We start from the raw sequence: 25550 nt of genomic DNA on the forward strand, positions 1-25550 counted from the left end.
CTCTACCTTTTCCTTATTCCCACCCATGCTTTTGAGGCTTCAAGGTATGCCTGCATGGTGTTTTCTTATATACCTTGTAATGATAGTGTTTTTTAACGGTTTTGTCAAGACATAATATTCCTGTATTCCTGTTTCCACTTCCGGATAAGCTCACCAGCCCCCTGGAAGCGCTTAATAGGATCCTTTTGAAACAGCTGTTCCAGTTCCTGAAGGCTGTCCGCCTGGGCCGCCAGAGCTTGTGCGCTTTCCTTTTCCCTTTGGCACTCCTCTTTTAGCTCATCAGTAAGAAGAGCCTGAAACCGTTCATTTAACACCAGACCCGGGTTCCACTGGGCCAGATGACATATCCGTTTTAAAACATCACCGTTTTTCACCAGATCAAAGGATTTCTGATATGCCTGGCAGGCTTTGTCCGTCATAAACAGCCTGGCGTAAGCCGCTCCCAGGTTATTGTAGATTTTTGACTGAAAGGCGTCATCCATTCGGTCCCCTTTTGGAAGGTCAAGGATCCGGCCGTATTCAGCAACTGCCTTTCCATATTGTTTTCTGGAAAACAGATAATCTGCCTTTGCCTTTAAAAATTCCGGTGCAGGCATCCGCCGGTAAGCCGCCAGGCCCTGCTGGAACCGGCTTACCTCAGAAGCGGTATAGTAATCGCATTCATGAAGGATCATGGCAAGAAGCTCGTCCGGCTCCTCACCGCTTTGCTGCCACTTTTCCAGCCTGGCAGCCAGAAAAGCCATATCCAGATCCTCCCTGATAAACCGGATCAGATTCTGGTCCACAAACTGATCCATAACCAGCAAAGGATTATTGTAAATAGCATAGCAAAGCTCCTGAGAGGAAAACAGGCGGACTCCCAGGCCTTCAAAATAAAAGGGGTGTTTCACCGGTTCCTGCCGGCAAAGAATCAGACTCATAGCATAACCTCTTGCCTTATTACGGCTTCTGTCGCCGGAAACAGCTCACCAAAGCCTTTATCCTTCAGTACCACTGCCATGGTTTTTTCATCCAGAAATCCAAAGCTGATCCCTATACGCAAGGTCCTGTCCTGCCGGCGGGGAAATCCTTCCAACGGAATCTTTATCAGCCGTTTCTGCTTTGGATCCATAGGCGTCACCATAAATTCCACGTAATCCTGATGGTCCACAATAAGATCCACGGTGCTCTTCGCCTCATACCAGCTGTCTCCGGCGGCAGCTACCACCAACTGGCTTTCCCGTTCCTTGTGAAGCACTCTCATGGAAACTGTGGAACGAAGCCGTCCCTGACAGATGCAGGTAAAGGGATATGGAGTCTTTTCCTGAAGATAATCCATTCCTTTAAACGCCGCACCCCTGGCAAACAGTTCCGGCTCCATATAAACCTTCCGCCGGGAGCACAATATCTTCATGGAATCCGTCGCCCAGTCGTGGCGCTCAAATCCTTTTCCCGTCAGGAATATGGAGGAAAATAATTTCTTCTGGAGAAGTCTTTCCGCACAGGAGCTTAAGATTTTATCTGCCAGCTTTCCTCCGGAGACCGTGTCCAGAATATCCAGATTAAAGCTTTCCTCCAAAGCTTCATCCTCCGCAATCACCATCATCTTTCGCAGCCCTCTCTGTACCTTGAGCTCGTGGTAGTGAAACGCGTCTTCCGATAAATCAAACACGCCTACCTGATTGCTCCATACCTCTTTTTTCTGGCTGAGGGCATAATATACAAAGCTTTCCGTGTGGCTTATGATGTGCACCCGATCTCTTGGAATCTCCAGAAAGTCTGCGCAGTACATGATTGCGTCCATGAGTTTTCCATCCACCTTCTGCATGGTGATTACCAGCTGCTTCACCTCTTCGCAAAAGAACTCCTCCATGGGAAGCTTTAAAATCTTCTTTAAAAACATCTTTAAAAGGTCAAGACCTTCGTATTTGGTTCCGCCCAGTGTAGCGGTCCCTTCTTTCCTAACCATTTTTATCAGCTTGTCTACAATAATGCCTTCTCCTACAAGGGTATAGGCATAAGCCTCTTCCCCTACAAACCAGGCATCTTCATCCTTCTTCCTACAGATGACCGTAGGAAGGCACCATGATTTTTCCCTGTCATGGCAGCATATGCGGGTATAGGCATCGCAAAGGTCAAGCCCTATTATCAGTCCGTCCATTGACAGCCCCCTTATCTTACTTCAGTGGAAATAATTCTTCTGCAGCCGCATTCTTCATTAAATACTCCTGCATCCGTTTTTTCAGCCCATTCTCATCCTTTAAGCTTAAGGACAGGCTCATATCATTCAAACAGGCAAACCTGCTGTCCGAAGCCTTGAAGGAGATCCCGGTATCGCAGCTGACACTGCCTTCCTTTTTCACGACCCATGCTTCATCAATAAGCTCTCTTACCTGATATTCCATGATCTCGCCTTCAAACAAAATTTTCTGCTTGACAAAGACCCCCTGGTACATCCGGGAAATATCCTCACTGTGGAATTCCTCTTCGTCGGGAAGAATCCTCACCTTAAGCTCCACCTTGGAATCCCGGCCCCCGCAGTACTGGATCATGGCCTTGTCCATGATATCCTCCGGCATTGGAACATATTTGGAAAGAGTCTTAAAATACGGAAACACAAACCCCTCTTCCAGAAGGAAAGAAACCGTATTCCGGCACAGCTTCTGCTGCTCTTCGTCAAGAGAAGAAAGACGGGAATAATATTTTGTGACTGCCAGCAAATAAATGGTGGGAAGACGGCCTTTTAAGGAAGCGGACCGGACCGTTCCTTCCAGATAATCAAATACCTTTTCCTCCGGCTCCTTATCCTCCATAAAGTACTCCGTACATTTGATGGTAAAATAAGCTTTTACGATCATATCGCTGGTTTCCTTACGGCTCCGGTAAAGGCCAAACACCTTATCAAGCTTTGAACTGCAGCCGGAAAACATCATCTGGGCTGTCAGGCGCTCTTCCAGATCGTATGTTTCCACATGCTCGGCAACCCCCTTCTTAAGCACGTGATACATCTGATCCGTCAGGCCATTAAAATGCTCGCATAAGTAGTCAAGGATTACGCCGTCACTTTTTCCTTCCCTGAAAACATCATAAGCCAGCTGTAAGAGCAAAGGATCTTCATCAAACAGATTCTTTAGTATCATTTTCGAACATAGCTCATGAAGCCGTTCCGCAGATATCCCTTCACTGCCAAATTCCCGGATCATCAGGAACGCCTCTTCCATGTAATTGTTACGGATGAGTGTGTTTAAGACGCTTATCCTCTCCTGCTTTAAAAGGACCTTTTTGTCAAGCTTAAGCAGATATCCGGCCCCTTCTCCCTCTTCTTCCCGGGCATCTGCCTGTTTCTGATAAAACTCAATGACTCTGGAAAGGAGGTTCTTCTGATAAAGAGGCCGCAGTTTTTTATCTTCCAGCGTGCTCTCTAATATCTTTACCTCTATCCTGTCTGAGGCCCCCTCCGCCAGGATCCGTTCGCAGGCCCGAAGCCGGAGCATAAAATGCTCCGGATACACTTCAAAGCAACGGTCTTCCAGTTCCGGACGGTCCATGACCTGTTCTTTTTTATAGGGAATGCCAGCATACCGATTACCAAAGCCATCTTGAAAAAGCAAAATGCTGTGTTCTGAAAACAGCGGCACATAGGCAACACCATCGTTAAGAAGAAAGGCATCCTCCTCTGTCATTTCCTCATAGCACACAATGACGTACTTCATCTTTTTATTGCTGCACTCCACCCGGTAGGACCGGAGAATGGAGGGCAATACCATAGCCATGGGAAGGTCTATCACATCCTTTAATATCATCCGCTCATAAATCCCGGCAAGCTGCTTGTCAATCCTGGACTCAAACAGCTGTTCCGTGGCAAATTTCTCAATGGTTCGTTCATAGGCCTGATAAAGAGGATCCCCAGGCTCCAGATATACCAGAACATTTTTATAAAGGACCGCCCTGCTATGGAGATCCAGTTCATTACCTCCGTAGGAAAAATAAAGGAGAACTTCCTTTGGGAGAAGATAACAGTAATTTCCCGGCAAGGCGTATAGATAATATTCATACAGCCGCGTCAGACTGATCCCTGCTTTTACCCCCTTTTCATACCAGGCAAAAGCTTCTGCCATCCGGCATTCTCCTTTGATCAGCAGGGCACAAATGGCCTCAAGCACTTCCTTGATGGGATATTCTTCGTATAGTTGAACCAGCATCCGGTATTGCAGCCGGTTGAAATGCTTCGCAGCCAGGGTAAGCTTTGATACGGCAACCGCCAGATTTTTTTCTACCAGTCCTTTCCCGGCACAATGGGTAAGGATCTGAAGCTCCATGGGTCCTATGGTTCTTATGGACTCCGGTGCCCGGTTTAATATCCTGCAGCCCCAGACATAGAAAAACGGGCTTCTGACACCCATTTGAAACTGTTTTTTCGCCATGGAAAACAAGGCCGGCAGATTCTCAAACATCCTGTTATCCAGCTTCATGAGCAGCAAAAAAAGCCAGAAGAGCCGTCTGTCTTCTTCCAGATATTTTTTCATAAGACGGATGAGTGATTCCTTCTGGTACTCGTCCGGCTGCACATTTAGGCGCAGGAACTGGTAATAGCAGTAAATCTCTTTTTTTTCCTGACGCTCCTTTAGAATCTCATCCCTGCATTCATCAAGGAGCAGGGCTGCCTTTGATGGATTTCCCTGCCCAAGGAATATCTCAGCCCGGAATAGTTTAAGAAGGCTGCTTTCCCCTTTCATCAGTTCGATTTCATCAAGAGCCCTTCCCATCTCATCATAAAGAATGTTTAAATCCTTCCGCCCGTACTCCTCTTCCAGGCGAAGCCGCAAAAAACGGCCAAAGGCTTCCTTGGCAAAAGCATCTTCAGCTGATATCCCCCCGCCTGGGTTATTAACCGCCAAAACCGGTATAACAAATTGATCTTCGATCCCTGTTATGAGAATCCTTCCGAAATTCTCTCCCTGATGCATACGCTCCGGATGAACCAGAAAAGGAACCATACACTCCTCTTCTTCAAAATCCTGCTCCCCAAGGGTTTTCCTTGGCAACTCTATAAAATCACAGTCTGTTGTAACTTCCAGGTTTACATAGCCCCATTCGCTGCGCTTTATGACCACCCACTCCGTTACAACGTCTTCCAATTCTCCAAATCTCCGCTCGCCGGTTTCTGCCCATAGCTGGACCGGCTTTTTCACCTTTAAAGCGGTCAGAAACTCTTCCAGTTCCTTTTTTCTGTCAGGTCTTCCTTTTAATCCATCGTAAATAGCTCTTACATGCAGATCCTGCATAAAAGGAGCATTGACAAAATCCCGGTACTCGAACAACCGAAGAGCCGTGTCCATATCTTTTTTTGCGATATCTGCAAAATCCACTGCTGTCTTTAAATCACTCAGTGCTTTCCCTGACGTACTCAGTTCCACACAAAAAGAATAAGGGACTTCTCTCTCGCCGCCATTGGTAACCAGATAAAAAGAGCCCTTAATCATATCTCCATCTTCCAAGAAACTGCTGTTAATCTCATAGACCAGATGGTTGTATGTCCCGCCAAATGCTCCGCTTATGAGTTTGACGCGGAAGTTTGACGAATACGCAAGTCCTTTTATATGTAGATTATTCTCACTGGTGACGACAAGCTCCCGCCTGGTGGCTCCGCCCGAGCGCACCACATCATCAATTTCCCCTGGTGTCACCTTAATCTTTGGAATCTCTGAATCAATGATACCTTTAGCCAGCCTGTTGATCCGTTCTCTCATAGTACCACCTGTATCTTTAACTTCCTTATCTTATTCGCTTGTTTGAATTCAATTACTCTATATTCTAACATATTTTCTATTGATTTAAAACCCTAAAATTGGTATGATAAAATAAAAACTGTGAAAAAAAGGACAAACAATTATGACGACCAACGAAAAAGCTTTATTACTGCATGAAGAATGGAAGGGGAAGCTGGAAATTATTTCCAAAGCAAAGGTAAAAAGCAGGGAAGATCTGGCTCTAGCCTATACTCCTGGCGTGGCGGAACCCTGCAAGGTCATTGCTAAAAATCCAGAGGCTGCCTATCAATATACGGTGAAATCCAATACCATTGCCGTGGTTTCCGATGGTAGTGCTGTTCTAGGACTGGGCAACATCGGCCCGCTTGCTGCCATGCCGGTCATGGAAGGAAAAGCGGTCCTGTTTAAAGAATTCGGGGGGATCAATGCCATCCCTATTTGTCTGGACACCCAGGATACGGAAGAGATCATTAAGACCGTGGTAAATATTGCTCCCGCCTTTGGCGGGATCAATTTGGAAGATATCTCCGCTCCCCGTTGTTTTGAAATTGAGGAACGGTTAAAAGAACTGCTTGACATCCCCGTATTCCATGACGACCAGCACGGAACCGCCATCGTAGTTCTTGCCGGAATCATAAACGCCTTAAAGGTGACCGGAAAGACAAAGGAGGAATGTACTGTGGTGGTAAACGGTGCAGGATCTGCAGGAATCGCCATTACAAAGCTTCTTCTTACCTATGGTTTTACCCACATCACCATGTGCGACCGGGCAGGGATTCTGGCTAAGGGCATGGAGGGGTTGAACTGGATGCAGGAAAAAATGATGGATGTGACCAACCTGGAAGGAAAACAAGGTTCTCTGGCAGACGCCATGAAGGGTACCGATGTCTTCGTGGGAGTATCAGCCCCGGGAATCGTTACAGAAGAAATGGTCGCTTCCATGAATCCTGATGCAATTTTGTTTGCCATGGCTAACCCGGTTCCGGAAATTTTGCCTGACCTTGCAAAAGCAGCCGGCGCAAAGGTGGTGGGAACCGGAAGGTCTGATTTCCCCAACCAGGTCAATAATGTAGTCGTATTTCCCGGCATCTTTAAAGGGGCTTTGGAAGGGCGGGCTTCCGCCATCACGGAAGAAATGAAGCTTGCTGCCGCTGCTGCCATCGCCGGTCTTGTAGCGCCTTCTGATCTGAACGAAAACAACATCCTGCCGGAAGCTTTTGACCCACGGGTTGCGGCTGCCGTAAGCCAGGCAGTGAAAGACCATATCCGGCAGTAGAAACACAAAGGATCCGGTTGAAAGCTGCTTTCACCATCCCTGAATTTACGGCGCGGCAAGCGCATCACTGGAGGTAACTATGCTGTCAGAACCCATGACCCTGTACAAACTAATGATCTTATACATGCTGAAACAGGTTAATTTCCCCCTGACAAGCGCACAACTGTCAAACTTTTTTCTGGAGCATGAATATACCACATATTTCACGCTCAATCAGGCATTGAATGAACTGCTGGAGGCAAGACTTCTTCATGTGGAAACCAACCACAACAGCAGCCGGTACGAGATTACCAGGGAAGGGGAAGAAACCCTTTCCTTTTTCGGCAACAAAATTTCCCCGGCAATCATCAATGATATGGATGAATATTTAAAGGAAAACAAGTTCCGGCTCCGCAATGAGGTTGGGGTAACTGCTGATTTCTATAAATCCACCAGTCATGACTACATTGTCCACTGTCAGGTCCGGGAGGGAAAAAACTGTCTGATCAATCTGGAGCTGTCTGTTCCGGATAAAGATCAGGCAGAAATTATGTGTGACCACTGGAAATCAAAAAGCCAGGAAATTTATGCATTTGCCATGAAAGCGCTGATGAGCGGCTCTTAATATTTTATCCGAAAGTAAACAGAAGGGGGATTCATCTTGAATAAAACTCAGTCAAAAAATCCATTGTTTCCTAAGATAAGCCAACAGTATTATTTTTATCGGAAGGAGTATAAGAAAAAAAAATTCTATTTGAAAGCAAAACTGATTTTAACCATCATCCTTCCAATTTTAATAATTGTGCTTTCTATCAAAGCGGCGGAAACTTATATCCGCATTAAGGTAAGGAAAATTTTTTCCAAACCGGTCTGTGACAGTGCAACAAAAAAAACAGGAGCGGCTGCTCCGATCCATGCAGAGCCGGTCCATAAGGAAGTGGTTCAGCCCCAACGGGTTTCCGGGGATTCGAATTCATAACGATAAAAGGAGCAATATTTTGCAAAAAAAGCTGATCCAATGAATCTACTGGATCAGCTTTTTCTTATCCCTGCATAAATCTGTTTAAAAATTCCTTTGTTGAATTTTTCTTTGGATTACCGAAGATATCGGCCGGTGCACCTTCTTCTTCGATGACGCCGCCTGCCATATAGACCACACGGCTGGACACATCCCTGGCAAATGCCATTTCATGAGTTACTATGATCATCGTAAGCCCTTCTTTGGCCAAAGTCCTCATAACTGCCAAAACTTCTCCTACCATCTGCGGATCCAGTGCAGAAGTAGGCTCATCAAACAGCAGGATCTCCGGTTCCATTGCAAGGGCTCTGGCAATAGCCACCCTCTGCTTCTGACCGCCGGAAAGCTGTCTTGGCTTTGCATTGATGTAAGGAGCCATACCTACTTTCTCCAAATACATCATAGCTTTCTTTCTTGCCTCTTCCTTATCCTTTTTAAGCACTTTCACCTGGCCTACCAGACAATTCTCCAAGACAGTCATGTTATTAAACAGATTAAAGCTTTGGAACACCATGCCCACCTTGGTGCGGTAAGATGGAACATTCATTTTCCGGTCCGTTATGTCCACATCGTGGTACAGGATCTCGCCGGTGGTGGGGGTTTCCAACAGATTGATGCAGCGCAGCAGCGTTGACTTTCCGGAACCGGAAGCTCCGATGATACAGGTCACATCTCCGGCATCCACCGAAAAATCAATATCCCGCAGCACTACATTGGTCCCAAAGGTTTTGCTTAAATGATGGATCTCTAAAACTTTTTTGCCTTCCATTTATTTATCCTCCTTCTCTTTGGGATCCGGAAACTTTACCATACCGCTGGTGTAAGCCAGGGTATCAGTGGTAGCCAGATCGTAGCTGTCCGGACCGTCCATCTTCTTTTCCCAGTGACGCAGGATCCTGGAACAGGTAAAAGTCAGGATAAAATAAATGATCATGGTAATTCCGAATGCTTCAAAATACGTATAATAAGCACCTGCAACGCCTTTGGTTGCATAGAACAGCTCCACTACCCCAATGACGGAAAGGACACAGGTATCCTTAATGTTGATAATCAGGTTATTGCCGATCTGAGGCATGATATTGCGCAGAGCCTGAGGCATGATGACATTAACCATAGTCTGAAAATGTGTCATGCCGATGGCCTTGGCACCCTCTGTCTGGCCCGGATCAATGGAAAGGATTCCTCCTCTTACAGTCTCAGCCATATAGGCTCCTGTATTAATGGATACAATAAAATAGGCAGCAAAAACGATAGACATGTTGATGCCAAACAGCACGGAAGAGCCGTAGAAAATAAACATGGCCTGAACCATCATAGGAGTTCCGCGGAATACCTCTACGTAAATATTTAGAATAAACTTTACTAATTTTAACAAATACCTTTTTACCGGATTATCACTTTTTTGAACCGGAATGGTCTGAATAATACCTACGGCAAAACCTATGATACATCCGATTAATGTGCCGACAATGGCAATTGCCATTGTCTTTCCAGCCCCTTTTAGAAAGGACGGGCCATAATTCTGCAGTATAAACACTATTCTTCCAAAAAAATCTGACGGCAAAGACATATACTACCTTCTCCTTTTCGTAACTTCATCGAAACAGAACAAGCGGCACGAAATAAGAACGCTCTTGTTCCGTGCCTGCAAATCCTGATTCTATTCTTTATTCCTGCAAGCAATCAGCCGGCCTCAGGAATACAGCATTCCTCCTGCCTGCAGATGCGGCCAAGTATCGGCCTGGCCTATTTAGATAATGGCTGTACGGAAATTGCCTCTTCCATCATCTTATTAAAGTCATCCTTGCTCATTTTGGCAAGCACTCCGTTAACGGCATCCTTTAATTCTGTATTTCCTTTCTTCAGAGAAATGCCGATGTTCACATCTTCATCGGAAACCTTAAACTCTCCTTCTGTTCCGGTGAAATCAAGAAGCTTGAAATCAGGATACGCAACCAGCGCTGCCTGTCCGGTAGGCTTGTCCGTCACAACCAGATCGCTTCTGCCGGAGCTTAACGCTACCAGCATTGCCGGTGCAGACTCCTGAGCAGGCTGGATGTCTGCATTGGGAATCTGCGGCAGGCAGTTGTTATACCAGATGGTGTTTAACTGGGAAGTACAGGCTGCACCGGAAAGATCAGCAACACTCTTTGCATTCTCATACTTGCCTCCTGCTTTTACCAGGGTCACAATGGTTGCATAATAGTAAGGATCTGTAAAATCAACGGACTGCATACGTTCTGCAGTAACGGACTGTCCGGCAATCACACAGTCAACCTTTCCGGACTGAACCGCAGGAACAAGGGAATCCCAGTCCAGCTTTACGATTTCCAGTTCATAGCCCAGCTCCTCTGCAACCTTCTTTGCCATCATGACATCATAGCCATAAGCGAAATCAGAGCTTCCGGAAATAGGAACGGCTCCATTGGCATCTGTAGGCTGGGTCCAGTTGTACGGCGCATAGCTGCATTCCATGGCAACCTTCAACACCTTTTTATCTCCTGTCTCCTTACCGGCTGCCGCAGACGTGCCTGTGTTACTATTTCCGCCTCCGCAGGCAGTCAGAAAGGACGCTGCCAAAGCGGCTGCCATAAAAGCGGATGCAATTTTTCTCATTGTCTTTTTCATAACTGTTTTCTCCTCTTCCTATTATAATGAACGCTATGTAATAAATAGGTTCATTATAAAAAGATTTTTACTCCTTGTCAAGACTATTTACGGTTTCTGATATCATCTCCCATATCTCTTCCCTTCCCTGCTTCGTCTCAGCGGAAAAGGGTATGACCATCACATCACTTCCCAGGCCAAGGCCCTGGCGAAGAATTTTTACCGATTTTTGTACCTGGCTTCTCTTGATCTTATCCAGCTTGGTGGCGATGATTACCGGCTGGTAACCATTATAAACGATCCAGTCATACATGGTCTTATCATTTTCAGAGGGCTCGTGGCGGATATCAATCAGCAAAAATACGCACCGAAGCATTGGTGATTTATGGAGATAATTTTCTATCATTTTTCCCCATTTGGCCTTTACTTCCTGAGAAACCTTTGCATAGCCGTAACCTGGCAGATCCACATAATATAACGCATCATTGATATTATAAAAATTAATGGTCTGAGTCTTCCCCGGCTGGGACGAGGTCCTGGCAAAAGATTTGCGGTTCATCAGGGCATTGATGAGAGAAGATTTTCCCACATTGGACTTGCCTGCAAAGGCAAACTCCGGCTTTGTATTCTCCGGAAGCTTGCTGGTGATGCCGCATACAGTCTCCAGCTCTACAGTTTTAATGATCATATAATTTCCTCTTTCCTGCCCATGTTTTCTGGGCATACAGGTATCCCCTAGGGGTTTCCTCTTTCCTGCCCTTGTTTTACAGGTATCCCCTAGGGGGTTTCCTCTTTCCTGCCCATGTCTTCCGGGCAGGGCCCACCCTGCTTTTCAGGCATCTCTATTCCTGGACGAAAGCTTCTTTTATAACCTCCTGCATGTCCTTTGCATAAATAATTTCAAGGCCACCAGTGATCTCCTCTGAAAGTTCTGCAATATCCGGGCGGTTTCTCTCTGGAACGAGAACCTTTTCTACATGTGCCATACGGGCAGCAAGGATCTTTTCCTTAAGACCTCCGATAGGCAGAACCCGGCCACGGAGCGTAATTTCCCCTGTCATGGCCACCCTGGCGTTTACCTTCCGGTTCGTAACCGCAGACAGCATAGCGGTTGCCATGGTGATTCCTGCTGACGGGCCATCTTTAGGAACTGCTCCTTCCGGGATATGAAGATGGATGTCGTGCTTTTCAAAATAATCATCTTTTATCTTAAATTCCGGGCACACTGACCTGACATAGCTCAAAGCCGTCTGGGCGGATTCCTTCATCACATCTCCCATCTGTCCGGTCATTTGCAGTGTTCCCTTTCCCGGCATGACATTGACTTCAATTTGAAGGGTATTGCCGCCTACGCTGGTCCATGCAAGACCTCTTACGATCCCCACCTGGTCTTCCTCATTGACATCCTCAAAAAGCACCTTTTCCTTACCTAAATATCTCTCCAGATTACTTTCCGTAATCCTGACTGCCCTCGTTTCATCCTCAAGGAATTCTCTTGCAGCCTTTCTGAAAACAGCCCCGATCCGCCTTTCCAGGTTTCTGACTCCGGCCTCTCTGGTGTAATGGTGAATGATCTTTTTAAGTGCTTCATCCGATACGGTCACCTGCTTTTCTTTCAGCCCGTTCTTGTCCCGCTGCTTTCTTACTAGATAATTCTTTGCAATATGGAATTTTTCATTCTCCGTATAGCTATTTACTTCAATTACTTCCATACGGTCCAAAAGGGGCCCAGGTATGGTCGTTGTCGTATTGGCCGTTGCAAGAAACAAAACATTGGATAAATCGATGGGAATCTCCACGTAGTGATCCCGGAATTTTACATTTTGCTCACTATCCAGCACTTCTAATAATGCGGAAGAGGTATCTCCTTTGTAATCCCTGCTCACCTTATCAATTTCATCAAGCAGCATCAGAGGATTGCTGACTCCGGCCTGCCGCAAAGCTTCCACAATCCTGCCGGGCATGGCGCCCACATAGGTTTTCCGGTGCCCGCGGATCTCCGCTTCATCCCGGATTCCTCCCAGGCTGATTCTTACATATTCTTTGTTTAATGCCTTTGCCACCGACCTGGCAATAGAGGTCTTTCCTGTTCCGGGAGGCCCTACCAGACAAATAATGGGACTGGATCCTTTTTTTGTAAGGACACGGACGGCCAGATATTCCAGAATTCTCTCCTTTACTTTTTCCAGGCCGTAATGATCCTCATTCAAAATCTCTTCTGCATGGATAATGCTGTTATTATCCCTGGAAAGCTTTTTCCAGGGAAGCTCCAGGACCGTCTCAAGGTACATACGCACCACATTGGCTTCCTGACTTCCTCCAGGCATTGCCTTAAACCGTTCTATTTCCTTCTGGATCTTATCCCTGGTCTCCTTATCAGCCTTTAAAGCCTTCAGTCTCTTGAAATACTCGTCCGCATCGGACAGAGGGTTGTCCTCTCCTAACTCCTCCCGGATTACCTTAAGCTGCTCCCTTAATATATAATCCTTCTGATTCTTGTCGATCCGCTCTTTTACGTGGGATTGTAATTCCCGTTTTACCTTTGTTACCTCGATCTCCGTAATCATCTGCTTCATGACCAGAGCATACCGATCCTCCAGAAGAGCACTTTCAAGCACCTGCTGGCGCACCCTGTAATCCCAGGAAAGCTGTACGGCGATCTGGTCCAAAAGCTCACCGAGATCTGCAAGAGCCATAAGATTGGGGAGCACTTCCTTCCCAATCCTGGGATTTTCCTTGCCGTATTCCTCCAGCTTTTCCTGAATAATCTGTATCATAGCCTGTCTGGCGATATAATCCAGAGAGTCATCGGATTCTAAGGTTCTTTCCACCTCTCCCACCAGCATAGGTTCTTCGCTGTCAAGAGCCAAAAGCTCCACCCGCTCCACACCTTCCACCATAACACGGATTACATTATTCGGCAGCTTTACCAGCTGCTTGATCAGGGCCACTGTGCCGACCTGATATAAATCTTCAATTCCAGGGTCAGCCTCCTCAGAATTTCTCTGGGTAACCAGACACACCTTCTGATCCCCTACCATCGCCTTCTCCACGGCTGCAATGGATTTTGTCCGGCTGATATCAAAATGCAGCATCATTTTGGGAAGAACAGTCATGCCTCGCAGGGCGATAACTGGCATTGTGATTGTCTTATCCACCATTGTGTTCTCTCCTTTGCATTCAAAAAGGTGTTCCAGCAGATTTTCTCGCTGTAACACCTTCCCGACTCATGCAGGGACCTATGCGATCTCGCCTGTCTTATCTTTTCTCAACTTCTGAGCCAGTGACTTTCTGGGGACTGCCGTGTCCCGATAGATCAACTCCGGCTCACCCTTTTTATCTACAACATCTTTGGTAATCGTACAGATTCCAATACTGCTGTCAGATGGAATCTCGTACATCAACTCCATCATTACACTTTCCATAATGGAACGTAAACCTCTGGCACCGGTCTTTCGTTCTACTGCCAGTTCCGCAATCCGTTCTACCGCTTCTCTGGTCAGCTCAAGCTTAACGTCATCCAGTTCAAACAATTTTTGATACTGTTTGACCAAGGCATTCTTTGGCTCCGTCAAAATCTTAACAAGAGCTTCTCTGTCCAGGAGTTCCAGGGATACGGTAATAGGCACACGGCCGATAAACTCCGGTATTAAACCAAATTTCACCAGATCCTGAGGAAGAGTCTTTTTCAGAAGATCATCAATATCCGTCTTGTTCTTATCTACGATTTCCGCATTAAAGCCAATGGAACCTGCACTTAAACGGCGCTCAATGATCTTTTCCAGACCGTCAAAGGCACCGCCGCAGATGAACAGGATATTGGTGGTGTTAATCTGCAAAAGCTCCTGATGAGGATGCTTTCTTCCTCCCTGAGGGGGAACACTGGCAACCGTACCTTCCAGGATCTTTAGCAAAGCCTGCTGTACGCCTTCCCCGGAAACATCTCTGGTAATGGATACATTCTCGGATTTCTTTGTGATTTTATCGATTTCATCGATGTAGATGATACCATATTCTGCCCTGCTGATGTCGTAATCAGCCGCCTGGATCAGCTTTAAAAGAATGTTTTCCACATCCTCTCCTACATATCCGGCTTCTGTCAGGGCGGTGGCATCTGCAATGGCAAACGGAACATTCAGAACCTTTGCCAGCGTCTGCGCCAGATAGGTTTTACCCGATCCGGTAGGACCCAACATCAGAATATTACTCTTTTGTACATCCACATCCATTTTTTTTCTGGAAGTGATTCTCTTATAGTGGTTATAGACTGCTACAGACAATACCTTTTTTGCATTGTCCTGACCAATGACGTAATCGTCTAAAAATGCCTTGATTTCCTTTGGTTTCATCAGATTGATGTCGCCAAAATCAGGCCCTTCTTCCTCATGGCTGTCAAATTCTTCCTCCAATATCTCTGCACACAGATCAATGCATTCGTCGCAGATATAGACATTGTTGGAACCGGCAATGAGTTTCTTTACCTGGTCCTGGGTTTTTCCGCAAAAAGAGCATCGGATCTTGTCGTCTGTTCTGACCGGCATATACACACCTCATTCTTTCCTATCAATCACCCTGCTTCCGGGCATAAAGGAATACCAAAATGGTATTTCCTGTCATTTGCCCTGCTGTCCGGGCACAGAGGGATACCCGCAGGGTATTTCCTGCCTACTGCCCTTGCCGTCCGGCTATAAGGCCACACCCTCAGGATATTTCCCTCAGGCGCCCTTACGGTCCGGGCACAATGGTTTATCGGTCATGGCTGTAAATGATATCATCAATCAAACCATATGCTTTTGCTTCTTCCGCATTCATATAATTGTCACGCTCAGTATCGCGTTCAATCACCTCATAGGGCTGGCCTGTGTTTGCGGACAGGATTTCATTTAACCGTTTCTTTATTTTCAGTATATTCTCGGCTACGATCCGGATCTCAGTAGCCTGGCCCTTCGCTCCGCCGGATGGCTGGTGAATCATAACTTCAGCATTGGGAAGCGCAAATCTTTTTCCCTTTGCGCCGCCTGCCAGCAAAAACGCTCCCATGCTGGCCGCCATTCCCATACAAACAGTGGAAACATCGCATTTAATGTAGTTCATGGTATCATAAATCGCCATGCCTGCAGTAACAGACCCACCGGGGCTGTTTATATAAAGGTTGATATCTTTATTGGGATCCTCAGCCTCTAAAAATAACAACTGAGCCACAACAAGGCTTGCTGACACATCTGACACTTCTTCCCCAAGGAAAATGATCCTCTCCTTAAGAAGTCTGGAATAAATATCGTAAGAACGCTCGCCCTTACTGGTTGATTCAATGACATAAGGTACTAAACTCATCTGTCTTCCTCCTGTCTGTTATTTCCTTTTCATCGCCCAGGCTTTCCGGGCATAAAGGGGTATCCCTCAACGTTTCGGGAAACAGCCCCAATCATACGGGTAAAAAGGAATACCTCATCAAAGCCGAATAGACTCCGGACAATCATGCCAGGAATCTATTCCGGTTAAACTTCTTAAACTAATTTTGCTTCAGCAACCAGAAAATCTACTGCTTCCTGAACTGCCAGATCTTCCTTCATCTGCTGGAGGCCGTTCTCACCAAGAGATTCTCTCACCAGAGAGGCTTCCATCTTATAAGTTTCTGCCATTCCTGCGATCTCTTTCTCAACCGCTTCATCAGAAGCAGTGATGTTCTCCGCCTTTACAACAGCTTCCAGTACCAGTCTTGTCTGGATTCTCTTAAGTGCCTGAGGCTTCATCTGCTCCTTTAAGGATTCAAGAGTCATTCCTGTAAATTTCATGTACTGGTCAAGAGACAGGCCCTGGCTCTGCATTCTTCTTGCATAGTCATTGACCATGTTGTTTACCTGGCTGTCAATCATCGGCTCCGGTATCTCCATGGTGGCATTTTCAACAACTTTTTCTACCACACGGTCTTCGTTCTCTGTTGCTGCTGCTTTTTCTTTTCTTAAAGCAACCTTCTCGCTGATGTCTTTCTTGTATTCTTCTAATGTTTCAAATTCGGAAACTTCGCTTGCAAACTCATCGTTTAACTCAGGAAGCTCTTTTCTCTTAATCTCTTTTACTGTTACCTTAAATAATGCCGGCTTTCCTGCCAGTTCTGTCGCATGATACTCATTGGGGAATGTTACGTTAACGTCGCATTCTTCGCCGATGTTTTTGCCGATCAGCTGCTCTTCAAAGGTATCAATGAAAGAATGGGATCCAATGGTAAGAGGATAATCTTCCCCCTTGCCGCCTTCAAATGTCTTTCCGTCTACAAAACCTTCAAAGTCGATGACTGTCTGATCGCCATCCTCTACAGATCTGTCCTCTACGGTAATAAGCCGGGAGTTCTGTTCCTGGACTCTCTTTAACTCAGCCTCAATGTCTTCCTCAGTCACTTCGGCAGATGCCTTGGTCACTTCAATTCCCTTATACTCGCCCAGAGTCACTTCCGGCTTAACAGCAACTGTCGCTGTATAGATCAGAGTCTTTCCCTTTTCTACCTGTACAATATCAATTTCAGGCCTGGATACAATATCCAGTCCGCTTTCTTCTGCTGCACTGCCATAGGTTGCATCAAGAGCCTCATTTACTGCATCCTCATATAAAATGCCTGATCCATACATCTTCTCAACCATGGCCTGAGGAGCTTTCCCTTTTCTGAAACCAGGGATGTTGAATCTGCCCTTATTCTTATTGTAAGCTGCGGTAAGAGCCTTATCAAACTCCTCCGCCGACACTTCTACCGTTAATTTTGCCATGTTTTTTTCTAATTTTTCTACTTGTAAACTCATTAAAGGGTTCCTCCTTGAAATATATGTGAACCGCCAATTCGACAGGGCGTTACACTTCAGTTTATCATTATAACATACTCGTCCTGTAAATTCCAGTACTATTTACGATTAAATCAGGTTTTTCCTGAAAACTCCTGCATTCGTTTTACAATGTAAGGGTCAAGGGGCCTGATCTCCATCTGAGGTCTGGCAATATAGTATCCCTGGAACAGAGAAACCCCGCAATTCATAAGAAATTCCAGCTCTTCCGGTGTTTCCACCCCCTCTGCCAGAACAATGATGCTGTTTTTCTCTGCGAAGTCCAAAAGGTTGTTTAAAATGATCTGGCGGTTCCGGTCTTCGTTGACCCGTTTTACCAGGTTGATATCCACCTTAATGATATCCGGTTTCATACGAAGCAGAATGGCTTCACTGTTATAGCCTGTCCCAAAATCATCGACAGCGACCTGTCCCTTCCACTGTCTGGCTATATCGATCTTCTGCTCCATGAAATTATGACTTGCCGGTTCTCCTTCCGTCATTTCAATGACGATCCGGTGAAGAAGCTCACCGTAAAGTTCTAAAAGCTCCGCCTGTTCGTTTTCCGTTAAGCAGACACTGGCAATGGAATTGATAAACAGCTTTACATCCGGTCCCAACTGCCCGGCCTCAATTTCTGCCATAACAGCCTTAAGGCCTGCAAACCAGGTAAGAGCCTCCATCTGGGATAGCTTTGCCTGAGCCCTTGCCAGATTCAGTACCTCACTGATCCCCTTCATATTTGCAAAGTCGGGGCGCATCAGCAGCTCATAGCCGTAGATGGTTCCTTCCCTTGTTACGATTGGCTGAAAAGCAAAACGAACCTCTTTTCTATCCAGCATCCGGTTAAGCTCCTCACTGCCGGCAAGCATATAGGAGTTATGGGTATATTCGTTTAAATCAAACTCCTTAACGATCCCTTTTACACTGTGCTTCACCATATACATGGCAAAATCAGCATAATTAAACAGGGTTTCAAATTCCAGGGCATCATCAGGATACCAGGAAAGTCCTCCTGAAACACGGATGGGGAACTGGTAACCCCCTTCTGTATTCAAAGCGAACTTCTGAATGTGCTTCATGAAATCCCTGACATTTTTTCTGATTTCTTCCTTATCATCCGCTTCCAGATAGGTAACAAATTCATCTCCCGAATATCTGGCTATGATTCCTCCCCTTTCGGAAAAAAGTTTCAGGCAGTCAGCAAACAGAACGATATACCTGTCCCCTTCGTCGTGACCGTATGTATCGTTAATATATTTCAAATTATCCAGATCCCACATAATGAGTGCGGAGAGCTTTTTTTTCTGCTTTTTCACAGCAGCCTCCACTTGTTCCCGAAACGCCCTCCGGTTATAAAGTTCTGTCAGCAGGTCATAATTCCGTTCACGCTCCAGCTTTTCCTTTTCCTCCACATCAGCAGTCACATCGGAGCAGACACCCAGAATCGTTCCTTTTTTTGATCCATCCAGAATGAATTCCACCCACCGGGTTCCCTCCGGACCTTCCAGACACTGCAGGATCCGGTCTCCTTTGATTTTAATACCTGTAAAAGTCTTTTCCATGTACTTTTTGAACTTTTCCGTTTTTATATAACAATAGGGTTCTTCCATGCAGCCCCAGCCCAGCATTTCAAACAAAGACCGGCTGCAGAATACACGGTCAGCCTCCTCTTCAAATTCAAATACCCCAATCAGAACATTGGCATGCTCCAGGATACTGGATATCTTTGAAGAGGCCCGTTCCACATCCCAGTTCAACTGTTCAATGGTTTCCGACAGCTCATCAATTTCTCTGATGCGGACTCTTTTCAGTGAAAGACCCCTGGTTCCTGATTTCCCTCTTAATTCCATGACCAGCCTGCGGATGGGCTCAGTCATAATTTTTCCTATGACAAAAGCGCCTAACAGGCTGAATACAAGGGGCACCAGCATGGAGCTGAAAAGCATCCGCCGAATGGCATTGTAAAATGAAAGCAGATCATTCTGGCGGGCCATACCTGCCAATACCCACTCTTCCCTTTCAAAGGGACTGTTATTGCCATAGACATCAAGGCTTCTTATGCTGGCGTACCACCTGGTGCCTTCTGAGGACTCCAGTTCGCTTATGCTTTCTTCCTCATTGTCCACATAATTGATCCTTGGAATTTCATTAAAATACTGGTTATACAAATAGCCGGAATATGCTACCGGGATAATGGTTTTCGTTTCCTTATTCCGGATTCCCAATAGCCAGCACTCTTCAAAGCTGCCGTTTGTCTGGTCATCACCCAGGATCTGTTCCAGTTGGTTTAAGGTCATCTCCAGACCATAGGCTCCCACAATGGTCCCATCACTAAGAATAATAGGAATGGTATAGGTTATAACCGGCATATCCCTGGGGCTTAAGCGGAACGGAGAACTTAAATAGGCGAATTTCATAGAATCAGCCGGTGCCGCCTGATACTGAACTGCCATAAGATATGGTTTTTTATAAAAAGCGGAGGCCTTTCCATCCTCGCTTTCCTGAAAACCAAGCTCCCAGAAAGAATCCAGCGGTATGTCATATTTTTCAGCTATGGATGGCAGTCCGCGTTCCATAAGAAGAGACGAATTATCCTTTAGATATCCCCCTGAGTTAGAATTTCTCACGTAAAAGCCCGCCTTCATTTCAGCCGGACTGTTTTTGGCCGCCGGGCCATTTAATACCATAAAAACTCCCGTTGCATGGCTCAAATGGAGCATTTCAATGGACTTTTCCATGATCTTATCAACGATTTTCCGATTCAGGTCATAATCTGTAAAAATGTCTTTTGACCGGCGTCTTTCTTCCTCCAGCACCTGTTGAATCCCGGAAGTTATAAAATCGGAATTGTTAAACAGGACAACCCAATGATGTAATGTCTCCTTTTCCAGTCCCAGCCTTGTGTTTTCCGTATTCTCGCTTAATATATGAATCTCATTATTTTTTAATTTAATAGAGACTCCGCCAAAAAACACCAGCCCTGCTATGACCACCGCCTGCAGGACCAGCAGGATAAGCAATGGTCCCAGCAGCTGGGTGCGAATGGATTCACTTCTTTTGTTCTTCATAAATTGCACCCTATCGAATCAAGGTTGAAAGGCATCTTTCACGCTTACTCTCCCATCACCGTTTCCAACTGCCTTAATGTATCCTGATACCAGTTATCAAAATTCTCCTCTGTCACATAATTAGCAACCGCATTTTCTCTTTTAGCTCCCTGACTCATGAGAGTGCTTATCTGGCTGTAATCTTCCTTTGCCTTTAAAGCCATGGAAGAATTCAGCACTCCTCTGGCGCGGTCACCTCCTTTAAACGGTTTTGAGGTATAAAGCCTGTACTGATTGGCTGTTTCAAGACCAATGAGAAGATTCTGTGACACTGCACTTCTCTCTCCTGCTTCCGTCAGGAATGGAGTCAGCAGCTCCTGGTTGCCGGCTGCCTTTTTCACAGGAAGATAACCGGAACCAACGGCAAATTCCATATTTTGTTCCACCGCTGTAAACCATTTTAAGAAAAGCGTTGCCGCATACTCCCGTTTTTCTTCCGATTTAAACACCATCATACCGGCCCCCTGCTGAACTGCACAGGGTACAGTTCCCTGAAAATTGGGAAGAGGATATAGCTTGCTTTCTATGGTATAGTTGGTCCCATCCTCCAGGGTCACTGAGTTGGGAAAATAGGCGATCCCGCTGGTGGCCCCCACAAAAGCCGCCAACTGGCCTGTCTTCACATCATCGCTCCGGAATTTTCCATAAGAACCAAAATACCCGTTCACATAAGGGACATAAAAGTTATCCCAAAGTTTCCGTATGGTGGGCTTATGAAAATCCAGTACTGTTTTTCCGTCCTTTACCTTAAAAATTTCATGCCCCAGCTGAAAGCTTCCAATAATCATATAATTGGCAAAGGCATCCCTGCCAAAAAAGGCCTTTCCGTCATCAGGTGCCTCTGTCAGGCTGTCCGTCCATTTATAATAGGATTCTGCCACGCGGGTGATCCCTTCCCAAGTGGAAAGCGCCTCTTCCGTCTCTCCTGTTGCCGCTGCAAATTTATCCCAGTCCGTTTTGTTCACCGTCAGGATCTCCGTAGATTTTGCTATGGGGAATACCTTGATAGCCCCGGTGCTGTCAAACCTGCCTTCTTCCATATAGGCATCCACATATTCCGATATTTCGTCTGAGGTCAGATAGTTGCTTAAATCCGCCGCCAGTCCCATCTGATCCACTTCATATACCTTATCTACATAGGCCGAAAAAACGTCCGGCAAGGGCTCTGATCCAATCTTCTTCTCAATGCTTTCATTGACAAGAGCACTTAATTCATCAATGTTTCCCTTATTAAACGCCTTGACAATGATCCCCTTTTCTCTTCCTTCGTTTTCATTGAACTGCTGCACCAGGCGGTCAAACTCCTCCTTCTGGACCCCATTATAATAATGCCAGATGGTAATGGTAACCGGATCCTTTTCTGACAATCCATATGGATTTTTCTTCTCACAGCCGGTAAGCAGACTGAAGAAAACAGCCGCCAGAACCGGCAATACCCACCTCTTTTTCATACATTCACCTGCCCATTATACGGAAATATGGTCGTACTGGATTGCCTCCTTCATCTTACGCGCATGATCCCTGTCCGTCAGAAGTGCAAGAAGTTCAATTCCCATATCCAACGCATAACCCAGCCCCCTTGCCGTGGTTATGTTCCCGTCGGTAACAACCCCCTGCTTTGTATACAATGCTCCCTTTAATTCCGGTTCAAACCCCGGATAGCAGGTCGCTTTTTTTCCGTCCAGAATGCCAAGGTTTCCCAAGATACTTGGGGCCGCACAGATTGCCCCTATTCTCCTGTTCTCCCTATGGGCTTGCTTTAAGGACTTTAGCAGCCCCTCATGCGCTCCCAAATTTTTTGTTCCCGGCATCCCACCGGGAAGAAACAAAACATCGGCCTCCTTACAGTCCACCTCTGAAAACTCATAATCTGCCTGGATCTTTATATGGTGGGCACTTATTACATCCCGTTTTCCGGTAACGGAAACCAGAATTACGTCCTGACCTCCCCTTTTTTAAATGTCCACAACTGCCAGCAGCTCCACTTCTTCCGATCCGTCAGCTATAAACGCATATACTTTTCCCATATTAATCTTCTCCTTTTAATGTTTGAAAGGTACTGATTGCAGTGACCTTGATATAATCCACCTGGTACCTAGTCTCCACACTTTCCCCGTCAATCATTTTTTTTAAAGTATCGGCAGCCATCTGAGACTGTCCCTCATGATCATTTAATACAGTACCGGTCATTCTGCCTTCCTTAATATATGTTACCGTATCCTGAAGGGCATCCACCCCTACCAGGTAAATATCCTTTCCGGGTATACGGCCCGCCTCTTCCACAGCCTCCAGGGCACCGTTTGCCATGGAATCATTGTTGCAGAAGAACACTTCAATGCGGTTTCCCCAGGAAGCAAGCGCCTGTTTGGCAAGCTTTTTCCCTTCATCCTTATTCCAGTTTCCATTGCCGGAAAACAGCTCTTCCGTCTTCATTCCTCCTTCTTCCAGGGCCTTAATGGAATATTCCGTCCGGTATTGGCTGTCCTCATTGCCTTTCTCTCCCATGAGCATAACATAAGACACCACACCATCGCCGTTAAAATCTCCTTTATTAAGTGTTTCCAGAATGATCTCTCCCTGATAGGTTCCTGCCTGCCTGGAATCTGTTCCAACACACGATACTGCCATTTGCTTTTCCCGCCACCGCTTCTGTTCCTCTTCCTTGGGCTCACGGTTTATAAAAACCAACGGGATCCCCGCCCTGCTGCAGGCATCTGCAAGCTCTTGTGCCGCCGGGATTTCTACCGGATTCACTATGATCCCGTCACAACCGTCTGAAATAAACTGATTCACCTGCTTGTCCTGCTCTTTCTGGTCACCTCCGGCATTGCGCATGATCACCTCTGCATGATATGTTTCTTCCAGATATTGCTTCAGCTCCTGACGATACAGCTTCATAAACGTATCGTCATAGCGGTATATGCTTACCCCGATCTTAGGGCCTGTCTCCTCAGGGACTCCTTCCGTTCCCGCTTCTGATGTAGCACTTTCCCCAACATCTTTTTTCTGCTCCATAGGAGCGCAGCCATAAAGCGGAAAAGCAGTCCAGACTATGAAAAAAAACAAAAAGATCCCTTTCCTTAACCGTTTCATATCTTTAATCTCCTGAATTTCACTGTTTTTCCCATATTAACACGTTTTTCCATATTTGTACACTAAGGAATCAAAGGGTAGCGTAAGTATATACAGTCAATTCAATCATTCAAGGCTCATCAATATTTTTCTTTCCATTTAGCCTCTACCTTCTACTTTATGTTCCTATGTGGTATACTGTGCATATGCAAATGCAAAACATTGAATCAGGAGGAATTCCAATGGAAATAGAACGCAAATATCTCATAACCCAGCCGCCGGCCGGTTACTCCAGCCATCCTTATCACTTCATAGAGCAGGGGTATCTCTCGACAGAGCCTGTCGTCCGTGTACGCAGAGAGGATGATGTCTTTTACCTTACCTACAAATCAAAAGGACTCTTAGAGCGGGAGGAATACAATCTCCCTTTGACCCGGGAATCCTATGAGCATCTGATTAAAAAAGCAGACGGACACATCCTGACAAAAAGAAGGTACCTGATCCCATTGGAAGACTCCGGCCATCTGACCATAGAATTGGATGTATTTGAAGGCCGTTTTAAAGGGCTTGTATTGGCCGAAGTGGAATTTCCTGAGAGAGAGGAAGCAGAACGCTTCATCCCTCCCTCCTGGTTTGGAGAAGACGTAACCTTTTCAGGCGATTATCAGAACAGCAGGCTGAGCAGGCTGCCATAGCTTTATGGATAAAGCGAGCCGCAGGAGTCCAAAGGATTCCTTTTATCCCGGACACTTACGGCTCACCTTTTTATTTATTTTCCTATTAAGTACAGATACGGTCTTTAATCAGGAAAGGAACCGGAACAAGGGCGGAATTATACGAAAGAGTCCGCTGTCTATGCTCCGGTTCCTTTTTCTAAAAACCCTGGCCAAAAGCCGTGGGCTATTTAGAAAGAAACTACTTCTTTGCAATATACTTTCTGATGTCCAGAGCAATCGCAACTACAATAACGATTCCCTGCGCAATATACTGATAGTTGGTGTCAACGCCCAGATACTGCAGACAGGTTTTTAAAATCTCGAATACCAGTACACCGATCAAAACACCGGATACCTTACCAATACCGCCGTTCACGGACACGCCTCCAATGGTACATGCCGCAATGGCTTCCAGCTCCCAGCCCATTCCCATATTAACAGAGGAACCGCCGGATTTTGCACCTACGAGGAATCCTCCCAATGCATAAAGAGCTGCCGCTGTCACATAGATAATGATTTTTGTTTTCTTTGTATTTACACCGGAAACTTCTGCTGCCTGCTCATTGCCGCCGATGGCGTACATATATTTGCCGTGAGGTGTCTTGTTATAAACAAACCAGATTATCAGCCCAATGGCAAGGGCGATTAAAAATAAGTAAGGAATCACTCCTAAAAGCCTGCCCTTTGCCACCTCTGTATAAGCCGCCCGGTAACCACCGATAGGAGTTGCATTGGTATAAACAAGGCATACACCGTAAACGATCAGCTGCATACCCAGAGTTCCGATAAAGGCCGGAACCTGAAGAAAAGAAACCACCATACCGTTGATCAGACCGAAAATGGCGCATACAGCGATACAAATTAGCAGTACTACGAATACCCACCAGATGCCGAAATCAGGAAGATTAGGGAAAAACTTACCGCTGTACCCAGGCTTCTGAAGCAAAGTACCTGCAAGACAGGCAGAAAGACCAACCATACGTCCGGCAGAAAGGTCCGTACCTCTGGTTATCAGACAGCCAGATACGCCGCATGCAATGATAAAACGGGGTGCTACGTTTAAAGCAATGTTTTTCAAGTTATCAGGGGTACCAAAGGACGGCTGTTTAATTGCAGTAAAAATAGCCAGCATAATCAGTACAACGATGATTCCATTATTAATAAGAAAATCCTTCGCATTTATTTTTTTAGTTTGCATAGGTAAATCTTT

The 25550-nt window shown here is 45.9% G+C and carries 19 protein-coding genes, 1 pseudogene and 1 other annotated feature (1 of these 21 cut by a window edge); of the genes and pseudogenes, 4 read left to right on the forward strand and 16 right to left on the reverse strand.

All coding sequences use genetic code 11. The features are described 5' to 3' along the window. Positions 1 to 12: a binding site (T-box leader), on the reverse strand (it extends 218 nt beyond the left edge of the window). 92 nt (positions 13 to 104) lie between these two features. From CLOSA_RS11880 to CLOSA_RS11890, 3 genes are read right to left on the reverse strand one after another with little or no spacing between them, the layout of a single operon-like run. Continuing rightward, complete coding sequence (locus CLOSA_RS11880; RefSeq protein ID WP_013273012.1) at positions 105 to 920, reverse strand: tetratricopeptide repeat protein; 816 nt, start codon at positions 918 to 920, stop codon at positions 105 to 107. Further along, on the reverse strand, positions 917 to 2140 hold the full coding sequence (locus CLOSA_RS11885; RefSeq protein ID WP_013273013.1) for a DUF5716 family protein: 1224 nt from the start codon (positions 2138 to 2140) through the stop codon (positions 917 to 919). Before CLOSA_RS11885 ends, CLOSA_RS11880 begins: the two co-directional genes overlap by 4 nt. 16 nt (positions 2141 to 2156) lie before the next feature. After that, positions 2157 to 5729: a DUF5717 family protein gene (locus CLOSA_RS11890; RefSeq protein WP_013273014.1), complete on the reverse strand. Its 3573-nt coding sequence runs from the start codon at positions 5727 to 5729 to the stop codon at positions 2157 to 2159. A 142-nt stretch (positions 5730 to 5871) separates the two neighbouring features. Between CLOSA_RS11890 and CLOSA_RS11895 the strand changes: the two genes are divergently transcribed. The 3 genes from CLOSA_RS11895 (at position 5872) to CLOSA_RS11905 (ending at position 7984) form a co-directional block, all read left to right on the forward strand. Beyond that, on the forward strand, positions 5872 to 7026 hold the full coding sequence (locus CLOSA_RS11895; RefSeq protein WP_013273015.1) for an NAD(P)-dependent malic enzyme: 1155 nt from the start codon (positions 5872 to 5874) through the stop codon (positions 7024 to 7026). A gap of 79 nt (positions 7027 to 7105) precedes the next feature. Next, positions 7106 to 7630: a DUF4364 family protein gene (locus CLOSA_RS11900; protein WP_013273016.1), complete on the forward strand. Its 525-nt coding sequence runs from the start codon at positions 7106 to 7108 to the stop codon at positions 7628 to 7630. 36 nt (positions 7631 to 7666) lie between these two features. Next, a complete protein-coding gene (locus CLOSA_RS11905; protein WP_013273017.1) occupies positions 7667 to 7984 on the forward strand; it encodes a hypothetical protein in 318 nt (105 codons plus the stop codon). A gap of 64 nt (positions 7985 to 8048) precedes the next feature. Here the strand turns inward: CLOSA_RS11905 and CLOSA_RS11910 are convergent, their stop codons facing one another. The 12 genes and pseudogenes from CLOSA_RS11910 to CLOSA_RS11965 form a co-directional block, all read right to left on the reverse strand. Further along, the gene (locus CLOSA_RS11910) at positions 8049 to 8792 is read right to left on the reverse strand and encodes an amino acid ABC transporter ATP-binding protein (RefSeq protein ID WP_013273018.1); all 744 of its coding nucleotides are present in this window, start codon (positions 8790 to 8792) and stop codon (positions 8049 to 8051) included. After that, positions 8793 to 9587 carry an amino acid ABC transporter permease gene (locus CLOSA_RS11915; protein WP_204593072.1) on the reverse strand — a complete coding sequence of 265 codons (795 nt, stop codon included), beginning with the start codon at positions 9585 to 9587 and terminating at the stop codon, positions 8793 to 8795. It lies immediately after the preceding gene. Between the two features lie 182 nt (positions 9588 to 9769). Next, positions 9770 to 10651 carry a transporter substrate-binding domain-containing protein gene (locus CLOSA_RS11920; protein WP_013273020.1) on the reverse strand — a complete coding sequence of 294 codons (882 nt, stop codon included), beginning with the start codon at positions 10649 to 10651 and terminating at the stop codon, positions 9770 to 9772. Between the two features lie 67 nt (positions 10652 to 10718). After that, the gene (gene yihA, locus CLOSA_RS11925; protein ID WP_013273021.1) at positions 10719 to 11318 is read right to left on the reverse strand and encodes a ribosome biogenesis GTP-binding protein YihA/YsxC; all 600 of its coding nucleotides are present in this window, start codon (positions 11316 to 11318) and stop codon (positions 10719 to 10721) included. A 154-nt stretch (positions 11319 to 11472) separates the two neighbouring features. Next, positions 11473 to 13791: an endopeptidase La gene (lon, locus tag CLOSA_RS11930; RefSeq protein ID WP_013273022.1), complete on the reverse strand. Its 2319-nt coding sequence runs from the start codon at positions 13789 to 13791 to the stop codon at positions 11473 to 11475. 78 nt (positions 13792 to 13869) lie between these two features. Next, positions 13870 to 15171: an ATP-dependent Clp protease ATP-binding subunit ClpX gene (gene clpX / locus CLOSA_RS11935; RefSeq protein ID WP_013273023.1), complete on the reverse strand. Its 1302-nt coding sequence runs from the start codon at positions 15169 to 15171 to the stop codon at positions 13870 to 13872. Positions 15172 to 15376: 205 nt separating this feature from the next. Next, entirely contained in the window at positions 15377 to 15964 is a 588-nt protein-coding gene (gene clpP / locus CLOSA_RS11940) for an ATP-dependent Clp endopeptidase proteolytic subunit ClpP (RefSeq protein ID WP_013273024.1), read from the reverse strand. 173 nt (positions 15965 to 16137) lie between these two features. Further along, the gene (gene tig, locus CLOSA_RS11945; protein ID WP_013273025.1) at positions 16138 to 17424 is read right to left on the reverse strand and encodes a trigger factor; all 1287 of its coding nucleotides are present in this window, start codon (positions 17422 to 17424) and stop codon (positions 16138 to 16140) included. A gap of 113 nt (positions 17425 to 17537) precedes the next feature. Next, positions 17538 to 20513 (reverse strand): EAL domain-containing protein, encoded by a 2976-nt coding sequence (locus CLOSA_RS11950; protein WP_013273026.1) that lies wholly within the window; start codon positions 20511 to 20513, stop codon positions 17538 to 17540. Between the two features lie 44 nt (positions 20514 to 20557). Next, entirely contained in the window at positions 20558 to 22003 is a 1446-nt protein-coding gene (locus CLOSA_RS11955; protein ID WP_041708625.1) for an extracellular solute-binding protein, read from the reverse strand. A gap of 15 nt (positions 22004 to 22018) precedes the next feature. Continuing rightward, positions 22019 to 22579, reverse strand: a pseudogene (locus tag CLOSA_RS11960) (DJ-1 family glyoxalase III). Between the two features lies 1 nt (position 22580). Continuing rightward, entirely contained in the window at positions 22581 to 23645 is a 1065-nt protein-coding gene (locus CLOSA_RS11965; protein ID WP_013273028.1) for a galactose ABC transporter substrate-binding protein, read from the reverse strand. Between the two features lie 221 nt (positions 23646 to 23866). On the opposite strand from CLOSA_RS11965, the gene CLOSA_RS11970 reads away from it, so the two are divergent. Further along, positions 23867 to 24319: a CYTH domain-containing protein gene (locus CLOSA_RS11970; protein WP_013273029.1), complete on the forward strand. Its 453-nt coding sequence runs from the start codon at positions 23867 to 23869 to the stop codon at positions 24317 to 24319. 220 nt (positions 24320 to 24539) lie between these two features. On the opposite strand, the gene CLOSA_RS11975 is transcribed toward CLOSA_RS11970, so the two are convergent. Continuing rightward, complete coding sequence (locus CLOSA_RS11975; protein WP_041709142.1) at positions 24540 to 25538, reverse strand: galactose/methyl galactoside ABC transporter permease MglC; 999 nt, start codon at positions 25536 to 25538, stop codon at positions 24540 to 24542. Positions 25539 to 25550 lie beyond the last annotated feature (12 nt).

This window comes from [Clostridium] saccharolyticum WM1, assembly GCF_000144625.1.
Taxonomy (GTDB): Bacteria; Bacillota; Clostridia; order Lachnospirales; family Lachnospiraceae; genus Lacrimispora; species Lacrimispora saccharolytica.